Here is a 14,424-nt window from a genome sequence, read left to right on the forward strand (position 1 = left end):
CGGACAGGCTCGGCAAACCAGGCCGGCGCGACGCTTCGTGTTGCGGATCGTCCCCGTGGGCCACCGCCGCGGATGCTACACATCCACGCGCCTTCAATCTACAGTCGATGCGTCTGCTCGCTGGCGTCGCGCGCTTACCGATACAGGGGCGACCTACTTGTTGAACGGTGCTGTCGATGCGCAGCGCAGCAAGGCGAGCTTCATCGCTTTTCCGGCCGGGTGTGCCACGAGCAGCGCCTCTGCGGAGGCGGCGATCGGCTCGCCGCGCCCGAGGGCCGGCTCGGCTTGCAGCCCGCCTTCGAGCTCGCCTCTCGCGGTGAGCGCCGCGAGCTGCGTCGGGCCGGACGCGTTCGCGATCGCGAGCCATGCCGCTGCGCCTGCGGCCTTCGCCGGGTCCTGCCCGCCCGGGCCTCGAGCGCCGGGGAGGAGCGCCGGCACCCCGGCGCCCAGGCCCAGGCCGGCCTCGGGCGGGGCGTCCTGCTCGAGATCGCCGCCGACGAGCACGCGCGGCTCGCCGGCGCCGCCGAGCCGCACCAGCACGGCGCTGATGCGCCCTCCGATCGAGCCGCTCGGGGTGTCGTCGTCCCGGAAGGCGAGGATGAGCCCGTCGTCGTCGCCGAGCGTCAGGTCATACGCCAGCACGTGTCCGTTCTTGGGGGTGACCGCGCGGGGCGTCGCGGTGAGCGCGCCCGCCTCGTCGAGGGGGACCACCTCGATCCACTGGTGGGTGATCGTCTCGCCTGCCGCGGCGGTGTCCTCGTCGCCGTCGTCCTTCTTCGCTGCGGCCTTTCGCGCCGGCTCCTCGGCGCGCGCGATGTACGCGAGCCAGTAGCCGCCCGGCCGGCCGAGCACGCGCGGCATCTCGGCGTCGGTGCTCGGCTGGGAGACCGGGCGGGCCGACGTCACGGAGCGCAGCGTGCCCACGTCGGCGGAGGCGAGCATGATCCGCGATCGCTTGCCGTCGCGGGTCACGTCGTCCCAGACGATGACCGCGCGCTCGCCGGACGCGGCGATGTCGAGCGCGAGCGACTCGTCGCGCCCCTCGGCGAGCTCGGCCCCCCACGTCACGTGGTCCCCTTCGACCCTGGCGACCTTGATCGCGCGCCCGCCTGCGTTCGGCTCGAGCATCGCGGCGAGGATCGCGCCCCCGGCGCCTGCGACGACCGGAGGATCCATGTCCCCGCGCGATCGCGCGAGGCGGACGAGCTTCCCCTGGGCGCCGTCGGCCGAGAGCGTGGCCACCATCGCGACGGTCCCGCCCTCGGCTTCTCGCTGGGCGCCCACGGCGAACCCGCCGGAGAACGTCGTCCCGCGGCCGACCTTGACGGCGAACGGCGCGATGTCCTCGGCGCTGTCCGCGTCGCCGCCCCCCGCGCCTTCCTCGGCCCCGCGCGCGGCCGGCGGTGCGTCGCCGATGACGAACGGCGGCGGGCTCGCCGGAGTGCAGCGCGGGGGCGTCGGCTGCGGCGCCGCGCCGGCATCGTCGGCGTCGCTCGGCGCGGACGCCGCGGGGGTCGCGCTGGGCGGCGCGGGCGCGTCGCTCGTGGCGCCTCCCGGTGTGGAGCAGGCGCGCCACACCACGAGGCCGCCGACGACGAGGGCGACGGCCAGCGCGCCCTTCCAGGCGACACCCTCGGGCTCGTCCGCTGGCGGCGGCTGTCGATCTGCGCCCGTGCTCCCCTGGCTGGTGCTCCGCTGGGTGGCGCGCTGCTCGGGATCCATGGGGCGTGGGTGTTAGCGCTGATCGCTCCGCGAGGGCAGGGGGAGCGTAAGCCCCGCAGCGCCGCGAGCGCGGCCGCTGCGCGCGAGCTCGCGATGGGACGCGACCTCGTCGGGTGGAATCGCTGGGGCGCGCGCACAGGCATGTTGCGTGGCGGCACCGTGGGACGATGGAGGTGCCCGCGTCGAACGGTGCCGTGCGCGCTGGACGTGCCGGAACGCATCCCCGCGGCCTGTCCCCTCTCACGTGTGTCCGGTGGCGCCCTTTCCAGGGGCCTTGTCGCGGCGCCAGATCTATGTGGCAGTTTGGCCGCCTCTGCGTGGCGCGACGCCGGTCCGCACGCGTTGAGTCGTGCGGATATCCATCGATGCTCGATATAAGCCATCGAGCGACCATTTCGGGACGCAGGACCCTGCGATATCACCTCCGCCAGGAGGACGAGCGATCACCGAAACAGCCATCTTGTTCCCGATCCCGGTGTGCGTTTGAACCAGGCCGATCTTGTCCACGACGGGCCTCCCGACACGGCCCCTCCATGGATCATCAACGACCTGAACAACCATGGGGAGCGCACGCGCGCAGGCGAGCTCATCTGCATTGCCGGCTGGACCCACGTTCGCGGCGCGCGCCGCGCTCCGGGCACCCGGGTGAGCCGAGAACTTCCCCTCCGCCGCCGGCGAGGCTAACGAGCGGCTGTCAGCTTCGTCCGTCCGGTGCCTGGCGCCGCGGCCCTCCTCTCTTTCGTCGTGATGCCCAGCCGTCCTCTCCTCGCCACCTTCCTCCTCGGGCTCGTCACGCTCTGCTGCGCGGCCTGCGTCGGCTCCTCGCCCACGCCGCTCGCCCCTGCGCTCCGCGGCTCGATCGGCGTCCCGCACCACGGCGTCATCACCGACGCCGTCGAGCTCCCGAGGCAGGGCCCGGGCTACCGGCTGCTTCGCAGCAACGGCATCCGGTGGGGGACGGCGCGCCTGGTCGCCGCGGTCCAGCGCGCCGCGGCGGAGGTGGCGCTGGCGCGGCCGGGCGGCGAGCCGCTCGTCGTCGGCGACCTCTCCGCGCGCTACGGCGGCGCGACGCGGGGGCACCGGTCCCACCGCACCGGGCGCGACGCCGACCTCTTGCTTTACTCCCTGACCCCGGACGGCCGCCCTGTGCGATCACCGGGCTTCGTCGCCTTCGGGCCGGACGGGCTCGGGCGGATCAGCGATGGCGCCGAGGAGCCCGCGTCGCCGCGCGCCGGCGCGCCGCAGTACGTCCGCTTCGACGTCGAGCGGGAATGGCTGCTCGTGAAGTCGCTCGTCCGCTCGCCCGACGCGCACGTCCAGTGGCTCTTCCTGGCCCGCTGGCTCGAGGCGCTGCTCATCGAGTACGCGCGCGCGCTCGGCGAGGACCCGGAGCTCATCTGGTATGCCGAGAGCGTGCTGCTCCAGCCGGGCGACAGCACGGCGCACGCTGATCACATCCACCTCCGCGTCGCGTGTACGCCGGACGAAACCCTCTCCGGCTGCCTCGGCGGCGGCCCGCAGTGGCCGTGGCTCCCGGCGGTGCCGCAGCTCATCGCGCCGTCGGACGGCGACCTCGCCGCTGCGTTGCTCGACGACCTCCTGCCTGGAAGCGCCGCCGCGGGATCTCGCGTGGCGGCTCCCGACAGCGCGCTGTGAGCCACCTCCTGGCGCACGGCGACGCGGCCGACGTCTGCGCGGCGCTCCCCGCGGACGTGCGGTTCGATCTCGTCTACCTCGATCCTCCCTTCGGCGTCGGGACGACGATGACCGCGCGGGCGGCGCGCGGCCAGGCGCGCGGCCGGCGCAGGCCGGAGAGCGGGCCCGACGCGTACGACGATCGCGCGAGCGCCGACGCGCTCGTGGCGATGCTCGCGCCGCGCCTCGCGGCCATCCGCGATCGCATGACCGAGGGCGCGACGCTGTACCTGCACCTCGATCACCGCGCGGTCCACGACGCGAAGGTCGCGTGTGATCGCCTGTTCGGCCGCGGCGCCTTCCTCGGCGAGATCATCTGGGCGCCCGGCAACGGCGGCCGGGGCGCGCGCGGCTTCTCCGTCACGCACCAGACGATCCTCCTTTACGCGCGCGCCGCGAGCGAGCGCGGCCAGGTGGTCTACAACGCCGCGGATCCGACGCTCCGCGAGCCGTACGCCGAGACCAGCCTGGCGATGCATTTCAAGCACCGCGACGAGGACGGCCGCCTGTACCGCGAGCGGATCCTCGGCGGCAAGGCGTACCGGTACTACGCCGACGAGGGCCGCCGGCTCGGGAGCGTGTGGAGCGACATTCCCGGGATGGTCGCCAACACCCCGCTGCGCCGCGAGGCCACCGGCTACCCCACGCAGAAGCCGGAGCGGCTGCTGGAGCGCATCGTCCGCGCGTCCTCCGCGCCCGGCGCGACCGTCGCCGACCTCATGTGCGGCAGCGGCACCACGCTCGTCGCGGCCGCGCGCCTCGGCCGCCGCTTCGTCGGCGGCGACCGGAGCCCGCTCGCGTTCGCGACGGCGCGGGAGCGGCTCGACCGCGAGGGGATCGTGTACACGGCGTACGAGTCCGTTCCAGCCGCGGAGAGCGAGCCGGAGCGCCCCTGACTGGACCCTGGCGAGCTCCCTCTCCTCGGGCTGGGCAGCTCGGATGCCCCTCTCCTCCTCTCACCCCGGCTCAGACGAGCTCGTCGATCGGCCCCGCGCCCTCGCGGACGATCTGCACCTCGCCCTGGCTCAGGTCGATCACGGTCGTCGGTACCGACCCGCCGGTCCCAGCGTCGAGGACGAGGGCGAGCCCCGGAAACCGGTCGTCGATCTCCCCCGGATCGATGATCGGATCCTCCCCGGGAGGCGCCGCGGTCGTGCTGATGAGCGGCCGCCCGAGCGCGCGGACCAGCGCGAGCGCGACCGGGTGGTTCGGCACGCGGATGCCGACCGTCTTCTGCTTGAGGTGCACATACTTCGGCACCTCGCGCGTCGCGGGGAGGATGAAGGTGTACGGCCCGGGCAGGTAGCGCTTCAGGATGCGGTACGCCTGGTTCTCGACGATCGCATAGCGCGCGATGTCGCTCAGATCCGGGCAGATGAACGCCAGGTTCTTGTTCTGGCGCATCCCCTTGATCTGATACACCCGCTCGATAGCCGCCTTGTTCATCAGGTCGCACCCGAACCCGTACACGGTATCGGTCGGGTAGCCGATGACCTCCCCCTTCTGAATGAGATCGATCGCTCGCGCGATCTTGCGGGGTTCCGGGTGATCGGGGTTGATGGGCTGGAGCACGGGAACGCAACCATGGGGCCGCCCGGTCGGTTCCGCCAGTGCTGGCTGCCTGGATGTACGACCAGCGACGGGCAGCCGGGTGCGGGCGCTGCGGGTGAAGAGAGGCGGGGCGAAGCCCCGAGACGCAAGCCGGTCGCACGCGCGACCGGCTTAAGGCGGAGATCGAAGATCCCGGCGTGCAGCGCTGCTGGCTACTCCTTGAGCGCCTCGCTGCCGCCGATGATCTCCATGAGCTCCTTGGTGATCGCCGCCTGACGCGCCTTGTTGTACTCGAGCGTCAGGTTGTCGATCACTTCCTTGGCGTTCTTGTTCGCGGCGTCCATCGCCGTGAGCTTCGCGCCGAGCTCGCTCGCCATCGACTCGTAGAGCGCGCGCAGGATCGAGATGTCCACGTACATCGGCACGAGCCGCTCCAGGAGCGCGCCCTTGTCCGGCTCGTAGAGGAACTCCGACGCCGCCGAAGGCGCGCCGTGGCCGCCCTCGTCCCCCTGCTCCTGCTCCTTCGCCGGACCGCCGGCGGGCGGCAGGAGCCGCTCGACGACGACCGTCTGCGTGATGGCGCTCTTGAACTCGTTGTAGACGAGGTAGATCGCGTCGATCTCGCCCTTGTTGAACGGGGCCAGGAGCTTCGCGCCGACGGCCTGGGCCGTCTCGAGGTTGAGCTTGTCCCAGACCCCGGCCAGGTACTCGAGGATCGGCGCGCCGCGGCGGTTGAAGTAGTCCCGACCCTTGCGGCCGATGATCGCGAGCTGGACCTCCTGGCCCGCCTCCGTCCGGCTCTTCCACTCGCGCTCGGCGCGCTTGTTGATGTTGGTGTTGAAGGCGCCGCAAAGTCCGCGGTCGCTCGTGAGCACCACAAGCAGCACGCGCCGCTCCGGGCGGGTCACGAGCAGCGGGTGCAGCGCCTGCTCGCCCCCGGCGGGCGCGCCCGCCTCGCCCTCCGCCCCGTGCCCCTCCGCCGCGAGCGCCTCGGCCGCGGGAGCCGCGTCGCGCGTGATCGCCGAGAGCACCTCCTGCACCTTCACGGCGTAGGGGCGCAGCTCGGTGATGCGCTGCTGCGCCTTGTTGAGCTTGGCGCCCGCGACCATCTTCATGGCGCGGGTGATCTTCTGCGTCGACTTGACGCTGGAGATCCGCTTGCGAATGGACTTGAGGCTGGGCACGGCTGCCTACTTTTCCTTTGCCTTCGAGGCGCTCTTCCCGTTCTTCGACTTGGCCTTCGGCGCCGGCGCCTCCTCCTCCTCGTCGCCCGCACCGTCCTCGTCGGCCGCGGTCGAGGCGCCGCTCGCTTCCACCGCGAACCGCTTCTTGAAGGTGTCGATCGCCTTCGTCATCCGGGACTTGAGGTCGTCGTCGAGGACCTTCTTCTCGCGGATGTCCACGAAGATCTGGGGGTGCTTCGCCTCGATGAACTTGTAGAGCTCTTCCTCGAAGCGCGAGAGCGAGCTCACCGGCAGGCTGTCGAGCAGGCCCTGCGTGCCGGCGTAGATGATGAGGATCTGCTTCTCGACCGCCAGCGGCACGTACTGGCCCTGCTTCAGGATCTCGGTGAGGCGCGCGCCGCGCTCGAGCTGCGCGCGGGTCTTCGCGTCCAGGTCCGAGGCGAACTGGGAGAACGCCGCCATGGCGCGGTACTGCGCGAGGTCGAGGCGGAGCGTGCCGGCGATCGACTTCATCGCCTTGATCTGCGCGTTGCCGCCGACCCGGCTGACCGAGATGCCGACGTTGATGGCCGGGCGGACGCCGGAGTAGAAGAGGTCGGCCTCGAGGAAGATCTGCCCGTCCGTGATGCTGATGACGTTCGTCGGGATGTACGCCGACACGTCACCCGCCTGCGTCTCGATGACCGGCAGCGCCGTGAGCGAGCCGCCCGACTTCGGATCGCGGACGATCTCGTAGTCGCTCGCCTTCGCCTTGTCCGAGAGCTGCTGCTCGAGCTTCTTGATCTCGTCCTTCTTCTCGTCCTTGCGGGCCTGCTCGAGCTTCTCGAAGAGGGCCCCGTCGATCGTCTTCCAGAGCGAGTCCTTCGCCGAGTGCATCCCGTGCGCCCCGACGTGCGCCTTGCCGTCGACGCCGCGGTACGAGGCGTCGCCGCCCTCGATCTTCGTCCCCTTCGAGACGACGTAGAAGATGTCGGCCATCTTCGCGGCGCGCTCGAGGAGCCGTGAGTGGAGGTAGAAGACGTCGCCCGGGTACGCCTCGCGGCCCGGCGGGCGGCGGAGCAGGAGCGAGAGCTGGCGGTACGCGACCGCCTGCTTCGACAGATCGTCGTAGATGCACAGCGCGTGGCGCCCGCTGTCACGGAAGTACTCGCCGATCGTCACGCCGGTGTACGGCGCGATGAACTGGAGCGGCGCGGTCTCGCTCGCGGTCGCGGCGACGATGATCGTGTACTCCAGCGCGCCGTGCGCATCGAGCCGGTCAACGACCTGGCGCACCGTCGACAGCTTCTGGCCGATCGCGACGTAGACGCAGATGACGCCCTTGCCCTTCTGGTTGAGGATCGCGTCGACGGCGACGGCGGTCTTGCCCGTCTGCCGGTCGCCGATGATGAGCTCGCGCTGCCCGCGGCCGACCGGGATCATCGCGTCGATCGCCTTGATGCCGGTCTGCATCGGCTCGGTGACCGGCTGGCGCTGGATGATGCCGGGGGCCTTCACCTCGACGCGGCGGCGCTCCTTCGTGTCGATCGGCCCCTTGCCGTCGATCGGCATGCCGAGCGCGTTGACGACGCGCCCGAGGGTCGCCTCGCCGACGGGCACCTCCATGATGCGCCCGGTCCGCTTGACGGCGTCGCCCTCCTTGATGGCGCTCGTGTCGCCGAAGATGGCGGCGCCCACGTTGTCCTGCTCGAGGTTCAGCACGAGCCCCATCAGGCTGCCGCCCTCCGAGCCGGTGAACTCGACGAGCTCGCCGGCCATCGCGCGGCTCAGGCCGTGCACGCGGGCGATGCCGTCGCCCACCGTGAGCACGGTGCCCGTCTCGGTGACCTGAGCGGCCTTGTCGATATTCTGGATTTGCTTCTTGATGATCTGGGAGATCTCTTCGGCGCGGAGCTGCATGCGGAGTCCTCTGTCGGGAGACGCTTGGGCTGCGGAGTCAACGTCGTCAAGGTCGAGGGGGCGCTGAGCGCCGGGCCACGACCCATCATGAAACACGGGGGCTTGCTCGCGTCCCCTCAGGTCCTGAGCAGGTTGTCACGGAAGCTCGACAGCCGGGTCCGGAGGCTGCCGTCGATCACTTGATCGTCGATCTGGGTGACCACGCCCGCGATGAGCGAGGGATCCTGCCTGTGGGTGACCGAGATCTTCCTGCCGGTCGCCTTCTCGAGCTCGGCCCGGAGCCGGTCGAGGTAGCCGTCGCTCAGCGGGCCCGCGCTCGTCACCACGGCCCGGGCGACGTTCTGGTCCTGATCGACGAGGAGCGCGAGCTGCCGCGCGATCTCGGGCAGCGCCGCGAGCCGCCGGCGCCGCGCCAGCAGGAGGAGGGTGTTCTTCGTCACGTCCGAGAAGGCGGCGCGGCCGCCGAGCTCGCGGAGCAGCTCCTCGCGCGAGGCCTCCGGGATGAGCGGGTTGTCGAGGACGAGGCGGAGCTCCTCGCTCGCCGAGTACATCGCGCTGGCGTCCCCGATCTCCCTGGCGAGGGCCGCGAGGGTCCCGGTCTCCTTGCCGATCTCGAAGATCGCGCGCCCGTAGCGTCGGGCGACGGACTCGTAGCTCATGTCGCTGCTCCGGTGGTCTGGGCTCCGCGGCGCGCGCCGGCGGAGACGGCCGCGGGGATGGCCTTCAGGTACTCTTCGTTGACCCGGTCGAGGTCCTGCTGGCCGATGCGCTGCCGGAGCAGCTCCTCGGCCGCGGCGACGGCGTTCTGCACCGCCTCCTGGAGGAGCATGGCGCGCGCCGCCTTGAGCTCCTGCTCGGCGCGGAACTCGGCGTCGCGCCGCATCCGGACGCGCCGCTGCTCCGCCTCGGCGAGCACGTGGGCCTTCTCGACCTCCGCCTGCGCCGCGTGCTCGGCCTTGAGCTCGGCGAGCGTCTCCTCGAGCCGCGTGAGCTTGTCCTCGTACTCCTCGAGCCGCTGCTCGGCCTCCTGCTTGAGGCGCGACGCGTTGTCGAGCTCCTGCGTGATCGTCTGCTTGCGCTTCTTGAGCGCCTCCGCGATGGGCTTCCTCCCGAAGCGGACGACGATGAGCGCGAGCAGCCCGAAGTTCAGGACCGACGCGAGGAACGGCGGCGGCTCGTTCTTCGGATCGCAGGGGTTCTGCTCGTTGTGGTAGCGCCAGAGCAGCGCGTTGATCCCGCCCTTCGCGGCCGCCTCGTTGTTCACGCCGATGAGGCCGTGCCACCAGTTGACGTGCGGCGGCGGATCCGTCGGGCCGTGCCCGGGGCAGTGCCCCTCCCCGTGGGAGGCGTGCTCGGGCTGCGCGGGCGGCGGCGTGGGGCGCGCGCGGCCGGGCTGCATGCCCGGCGGCCGGAGCCCATGGCCCGGCGGGAGCTGGCGGCCGCCCGGCCCGAGCGGCCGGCCGGGCTGCGCGTCGCGCGGGCGCTGCGGCATTGGCGGCGAGCCCGGCTGCGCCTGGGCAGGCGACGGGATGGGCGGGTGCCCGGGGGGCAGCGCCGGCTCGGAGCCCGGCGGCTGCGTCTGAGCCAGCGCCGTGCCGGCGGCGAGCGCCGCGGCCAGGCCGAGCGCGAGCGAGGAGCGGCGGAGCGGCTTCTTCACTGGCGCACCTCGCGGCCGAGCATGCTGGCGGCGATCTCCGCGGCGAGCGCGGGCTGGGCGGCGGAGAGCTCGCCGCGCATGCGGGCGACCTCGGCCGCGATCTTCGCCTTGCTGTCCTCGAGGATGCGCGCCGTCTCGGCCCGGGCCTCGGCCATGATCTGCGCCTCGATCTTCGCCGTCTCGGCGCGGAGCCGCTCTCGCTCGATCCCGGCCTCGCGCCGGACCTTCTCGATCTCGGCCTCGTAGCGGGTGAGCAGCTCGCCGGCGCGCTCGTCCATCTCGCGCGCTTCCCGCTTGGCGCCGTCGGTGCGCCGCTCGCGCTCTTCGAAGACGCGGAGCAGCGGATCGAACAGGAGCGGCTTGAGCACGACGACGAACGTCGAGAACAGGACGACCTGCGCCAGGAACGTCAGATCGAAGTCGACGGCGATGGCGCTGGCGCCGGACGCGAGGAGAGGGTGCATTGCGTTCGGGTTCACGGGTGCTTGTTCGGCGACGAGGGCGGCGCAGCGCGAGCCGCTCGCTGCCCCACGCCCCCCGAGGGGGCGATTTCGCGAGCCGGCACTAGCACGTGTCAGTCAAAGCTGGAAGGGTTCTCGCAGAGCGGACGAGCCCCTCTTTAACATCACGTCTCCTGACGACGCGCCCGCGCTACAGGCTCGCGAGCGCGCGCATCATCTCGCCGAGGCCGGCCTCGAGATCGCCCTCGGTGGCGCGCGGCGCCTGCGCGCGCGCGCCGTCCTCGTCGCGGATGGCCTCGGCGGCGCGCGGATTGCGGAACCAGTCCTCGTCGAAGCGCTCGATCAGGCCGCGCCGATCGCGCGCGGCGAGGAGCGCCCCGGCGAGCCGGACCGCCGCACCGGGATCGAGCGCCGGGACGACCCCGGCGAGCGCGCCCGGGATCGGCGCGCCGAGCGCGCGCGCGGTGGTCTCCTCGAAGCGGTCGCTCCGATCGCGCGAGGCCCGGAGCAGCACGTGCCCGCCTCCGTCCTGGCCGGCGCCGAACACGAGCGCCACGGTCGCGGCTTCGAGGCGCAGCGAGAGGAGGAGGCTGCGCGCGGTGGCACGCGCCTGATCGAGCGCGCGGCCCCGGCCGAGCCCGAGCGCGCGGGCGCAGAAGACGGGATCGGCGACGAGGCCGCCGAAGAGCGCGGCGCGGCGCGCCTGCCGGAGATCGAACGGCGCGTGGGAGAGCGCGAACGGCCCGCGCGCTCCATCACCACGCGCGAGCGCCGCGCCGAAGCGGGCGAGCGCGCGCGCGAACGACGCCGCGCCGAGCGGCCGCGGCAACGGTCCGAGATCGATCGCGACGCCCTCGGTCAGCTTCGTCGCGCGGAACAGCTCCTCGATCCACCGCGGGCCGAGCCGCGCTGGCCACCCCGACGACGCGTCGCGGCCGACGGCGCGCCCGAGCGCGGCGTGCCAGGTCGGATCGAGCTCGACCACCGACTCGGTCCGGCGCAGCAGCGCCTCCGCGGCGCCGATCGCCGCGCCGGGAGGGTCGCAGGGGATCTCGATCGCGCGGAGGCCCTCCTCCGCGAGCTGCCGCGCCGCCTCGTGCCTCCGCTCGACGAGGACGCGGGCGGCGTCGGCGACCGCGCCGGAGCCTCGGGCGAGCGCCTCGGCGAAGATCTGCCGTCCGGCGCTCGTCGGGTCGGCGAGCAGCCTGAGCCGCGCCTCGTGGGGCGACATCCGCGCCGGCTCGGGCAGGTCGATCGTGACCAGCGGCGCGTGCCAGGCCGCGGCGAGCCGGACGCGGTCGGCCCAGACGACGCGCTCCAGCGTGAGCGCGTAGACCCAGTCGGCGAGGGGGGCCGCGAGGCCGGTCGGATCCGGCGCGGCGGGCGACGTCGGGCTCGCGAGCCCGAGCTCCGCGCCGAGGCCCGGGGTCTTGCCGGTGAGCTCGAGGTAGGTCGTCCGCGAGCTGACGCGCCGGAAGGGATCGAGCGGGTTCTCGAGCCTGGCCCTCGCCTCGGCGGCGCTCGGGCCGTCCTCGTCTGCAGCGGGAGGGGCCGGACCGCGCCGGGCGAGGTCGCTGTGCGCCGCGCGCCACGCGCGCTCCGCGCGGGCGACGTCCCGGTCGAGGCGTATCAGATCGATCTCCATGTCACCTATCCGTGCACCGCGGGTGCCGTCCCGAGCCGCCCGGCGATCTCGCCCTCGGCGCGCGCGAGCTCGGCCAGCCGCACTCGGGTGGCGCCCTCGTCGCCGGCGACCTCGACGGCGAGGTCGACGAGGGTCCGATAGTGCCGGGCCTCCGACGCGAAGAGCTCCTCGTACAGCGGCGCGAGCTCGTGCTCGCGCGCCGCGAGCCCGTCGGCGAGCAGCCTGAAGCGCTCGCAGGAGCGGGCCTCGATGATCGCGCCGACGAGCAGCCGATCGATGAGCGCGGCCTTCGCGTTGCGCGCGCAGGTGCTCGAGGCCGCCTTGCGCAGCTCGCTCGCGTAGACGTCGGTCTCCGGCTTGCCGAGCGCGAGGCCGCGCTGCTCGATCACGTCGAGCAGCGCGCGGAAGTGCCGGAGCTCCTCCTCGGCGAGGTCGACGAGCGCCCGCGCGAGGCGCGGGAGCGACGGCCAGCGCGCGGCGAGGGACAGGGCGTTCGACGCCGCCTTCATCTCGCAGTGCGCGTGATCGGTCAGGAGCGCCGGCAGATCGGCGAGCGCCACGTCAGCCCAGCGTGGGTCGGTCGGTAGGGTCAGGCACAGCACGTAGGGCCGACCTAGAGCAGGCGCGGCGCGGCGAGAAGGGGGAGGCGGGCTTCGAGGTCGGCGCGGGCGCGACGACGGATCGCCGACGCCGCGCCGCGGCGCGGTGTCGCTCTGGAGCGTCCGTCGATTAGAAGCTGTCGGACGACCCGCGGGTCAGCCCGCTCGACTCGAGGTGGTACGCGAGCCCGACCACGAACGTGGTGGGTCCTCCGCCGGCGAGGGCTCGCCGCACGGTGCCCTCGACAGCGAACTGGGTCCCCACATAGGCGAGCCCGAGCGACAGCGCGTGCTGGTCGGCGCCCTGGTCGAAGCGGTAGCCGGCGCGGAGCGGGAAGTGATCGGCGACGAGGTACTCGCCGCCGGCCATGAAGCGGAAGGTGGTGTCGCGGTAAGAGTTGAAGTCGGCGAGCCCGTCGACCTCGATCGAGAAGTCAGCGGTGCCGAGCCCCATGCCGCCGCCGACCGTCGTGGGGAGCAGCCCGTGGTCCGGGTAGGTGAGGTTCTGTCCGACGACCGCGATGTACAGGCTGTCGGTCGCCTTGACGGTGAGCGCGGCGTCGAACGTGAACTCGTCGACGAAGGAGTGCCGGCCGACGAGCTTCCCGTTCTCCCACTCGCGGAGCCCGCCCGAGACGGAGCTGTCGCCGAGGCCGCCCTCGAGCAGGGTCCCGTCCTGCGTGATCTTGGCGTAGCGGCCGGTGAGCCCGACGAAGACGCGCTCGGTGAGGGGGTAGGCGAGGCCTGCGCGCGCGTCGAGGTAGGAGCGCTTGATGCCGCCGTCGTCCATGTCGACGAAGCCACCCACGAAGGAGAGCGCCCCGGCGAGCTTGCCGGTGACCGAGTCGACGACGACGCCGCCGTAAGCGTGCCGGCCGGCCTCGGGGCTCCCCTGGAAGAGCGCCTGGAGGTGGTAGACGCGGGTCTCCACCATGGCGGACGGGTTGAGGAAGACGGCCGACGTCCCGTTCCCGAGGGCGCGCAGCGCGCCCCCGAAGGCCGCGGCGCGGGGCGTCTCATTCTCTCCGTAGGCGTAGGCGAGCTGGGGCGGCAGCTCGTCGGCCGCCGCCGGCCCCGCGGCCGACGCCGTCAGGAGCGCGCCTGCCACCGAGAAGGCCCCGGCCCGCCAGGCGGCCGCCGCCCGGCGCGACGCCCCCTCCGGCCGCTGCGCCAGGAGTGCCCCCCTTGTCAACCGGATCCCTGACGACATCGCCTCGCCATACCGCACACCTGGACCCCGGGGGCAAATTCTCGGCTCCTGAAAACCGGCGAACCTCGGTCGCTCTGTGCTGGACGAACTCCGTCTTCCTCAAAAAGCTGGAAAACCCGCCACGTCGAGGCTCTTGACGACGAGATGAGCGGGTTTTGCTCTGCAATCGTGAGCGCGTCGTAAAAATCACCGCCCCGCGTCGGGAGTTTTGGCGCCTCGTGTCCGGCAGCCAGAGCTCGGTCGACGCGAAGCCGGCTTCGCAGTGTGTCAGGGACTGAATTTATAACAATATTATCGGATACTTGAGCCAAGTTTCGCAGTTGGGGATAGACGCCCGGACTCACCCGGTGCTACCTCCGATTCGTCCTCGGGGCGGTTCCGTGCCGCACCGGGTCCTCCAAAGGGTGGCCTCGAAAGGGGCGCTGCGGGTTACCGAGCTCTGTGAGGCGGTATGGGGGACGGCTGTGCCGATCTGTCTTTCAATGCGATGGACCTCGACGCGACGGCTGTACCCCCACCTCGATCGGCGTGCTCGGCTGCAGCCGGGCCGGGCCCTGGTACAGGAGGGCTGTACTGTTCACCCGCAGTTGGCGGGAGCATGCGGACGATTCCCCGAGGACGAAGCGGCCGTGGGCGGACTGTTGAAAAGTCGACACGCCCTTCGATTACATTCAGAATAACATAGAGATCTCCAGGAGTTAGAGGCGAGTCCTCGCTGTGAGACCTGTGGATAAGTTGGGGGCGACGGTTCTTTCGGTCGCCCCCGAAACCTATTTTCGTGGAGCGGACTTCAGAGCAGCG

At 72.1% G+C, this 14,424-nt stretch carries 12 protein-coding genes; 2 read left to right on the top strand and 10 right to left on the bottom strand.

The window, feature by feature from the left end:
• Window positions 1–153: 153 nt before the first annotated feature.
• Complete coding sequence (locus tag WMF12_RS48590) at window positions 154–1,722, bottom strand: hypothetical protein (RefSeq protein WP_437858677.1); 1,569 nt, start codon at window positions 1,720–1,722, stop codon at window positions 154–156.
• 747 nt (window positions 1,723–2,469) lie between these two features.
• Here WMF12_RS48590 and WMF12_RS48595 point away from each other — a divergent pair.
• Together WMF12_RS48595 and WMF12_RS48600 are read left to right on the top strand one after the other, a co-directional pair.
• On the top strand, window positions 2,470–3,378 hold the full coding sequence (locus WMF12_RS48595; protein WP_437858683.1) for a penicillin-insensitive murein endopeptidase: 909 nt from the start codon (window positions 2,470–2,472) through the stop codon (window positions 3,376–3,378).
• A complete protein-coding gene (locus WMF12_RS48600) occupies window positions 3,375–4,313 on the top strand; it encodes a DNA-methyltransferase (protein ID WP_437743504.1) in 939 nt (312 codons plus the stop codon). The genes WMF12_RS48595 and WMF12_RS48600 overlap by 4 nt, the downstream gene beginning before the upstream one ends.
• A 70-nt stretch (window positions 4,314–4,383) precedes the next feature.
• Here WMF12_RS48600 and WMF12_RS48605 read toward each other — a convergent pair whose 3' ends face one another.
• The 9 genes from WMF12_RS48605 to WMF12_RS48645 form a co-directional block, all read right to left on the bottom strand.
• Window positions 4,384–4,989 carry an L-threonylcarbamoyladenylate synthase gene (locus tag WMF12_RS48605; RefSeq protein WP_437548379.1) on the bottom strand — a complete coding sequence of 202 codons (606 nt, stop codon included), beginning with the start codon at window positions 4,987–4,989 and terminating at the stop codon, window positions 4,384–4,386.
• 191 nt (window positions 4,990–5,180) lie between these two features.
• The gene (atpG, locus tag WMF12_RS48610) at window positions 5,181–6,152 is read right to left on the bottom strand and encodes an ATP synthase F1 subunit gamma (protein ID WP_437858708.1); all 972 of its coding nucleotides are present in this window, start codon (window positions 6,150–6,152) and stop codon (window positions 5,181–5,183) included.
• Window positions 6,153–6,158: 6 nt separating this feature from the next.
• Window positions 6,159–8,051 carry a F0F1 ATP synthase subunit alpha gene (atpA, locus tag WMF12_RS48615; RefSeq protein ID WP_437858719.1) on the bottom strand — a complete coding sequence of 631 codons (1,893 nt, stop codon included), beginning with the start codon at window positions 8,049–8,051 and terminating at the stop codon, window positions 6,159–6,161.
• Window positions 8,052–8,167: 116 nt separating this feature from the next.
• On the bottom strand, window positions 8,168–8,710 hold the full coding sequence (gene atpH / locus WMF12_RS48620) for an ATP synthase F1 subunit delta (RefSeq protein WP_012241970.1): 543 nt from the start codon (window positions 8,708–8,710) through the stop codon (window positions 8,168–8,170).
• Window positions 8,707–9,708, bottom strand: coding sequence for a F0F1 ATP synthase subunit B family protein (locus WMF12_RS48625; RefSeq protein WP_437858739.1), 1,002 nt, complete (start codon window positions 9,706–9,708; stop codon window positions 8,707–8,709). The genes atpH and WMF12_RS48625 overlap by 4 nt, the downstream gene beginning before the upstream one ends.
• Window positions 9,705–10,187: an ATP synthase F0 subunit B gene (locus WMF12_RS48630; RefSeq protein WP_231864629.1), complete on the bottom strand. Its 483-nt coding sequence runs from the start codon at window positions 10,185–10,187 to the stop codon at window positions 9,705–9,707. Before WMF12_RS48630 ends, WMF12_RS48625 begins: the two co-directional genes overlap by 4 nt.
• A gap of 172 nt (window positions 10,188–10,359) precedes the next feature.
• A complete protein-coding gene (locus WMF12_RS48635; protein ID WP_437858748.1) occupies window positions 10,360–11,814 on the bottom strand; it encodes a hypothetical protein in 1,455 nt (484 codons plus the stop codon).
• A gap of 5 nt (window positions 11,815–11,819) precedes the next feature.
• Window positions 11,820–12,416, bottom strand: coding sequence for a tRNA isopentenyl-2-thiomethyl-A-37 hydroxylase MiaE (miaE, locus tag WMF12_RS48640; protein ID WP_437743510.1), 597 nt, complete (start codon window positions 12,414–12,416; stop codon window positions 11,820–11,822).
• A 127-nt stretch (window positions 12,417–12,543) separates the two neighbouring features.
• Entirely contained in the window at window positions 12,544–13,605 is a 1,062-nt protein-coding gene (locus WMF12_RS48645; protein ID WP_437858763.1) for a hypothetical protein, read from the bottom strand.
• Between the last annotated feature and the right edge of the window lie 819 nt (window positions 13,606–14,424).

It is taken from the genome of Sorangium sp. So ce363, from assembly GCF_051520435.1.
GTDB classification, from domain to species: domain Bacteria; phylum Myxococcota_A; class Polyangia; order Polyangiales; family Polyangiaceae; genus Sorangium; species Sorangium cellulosum_B.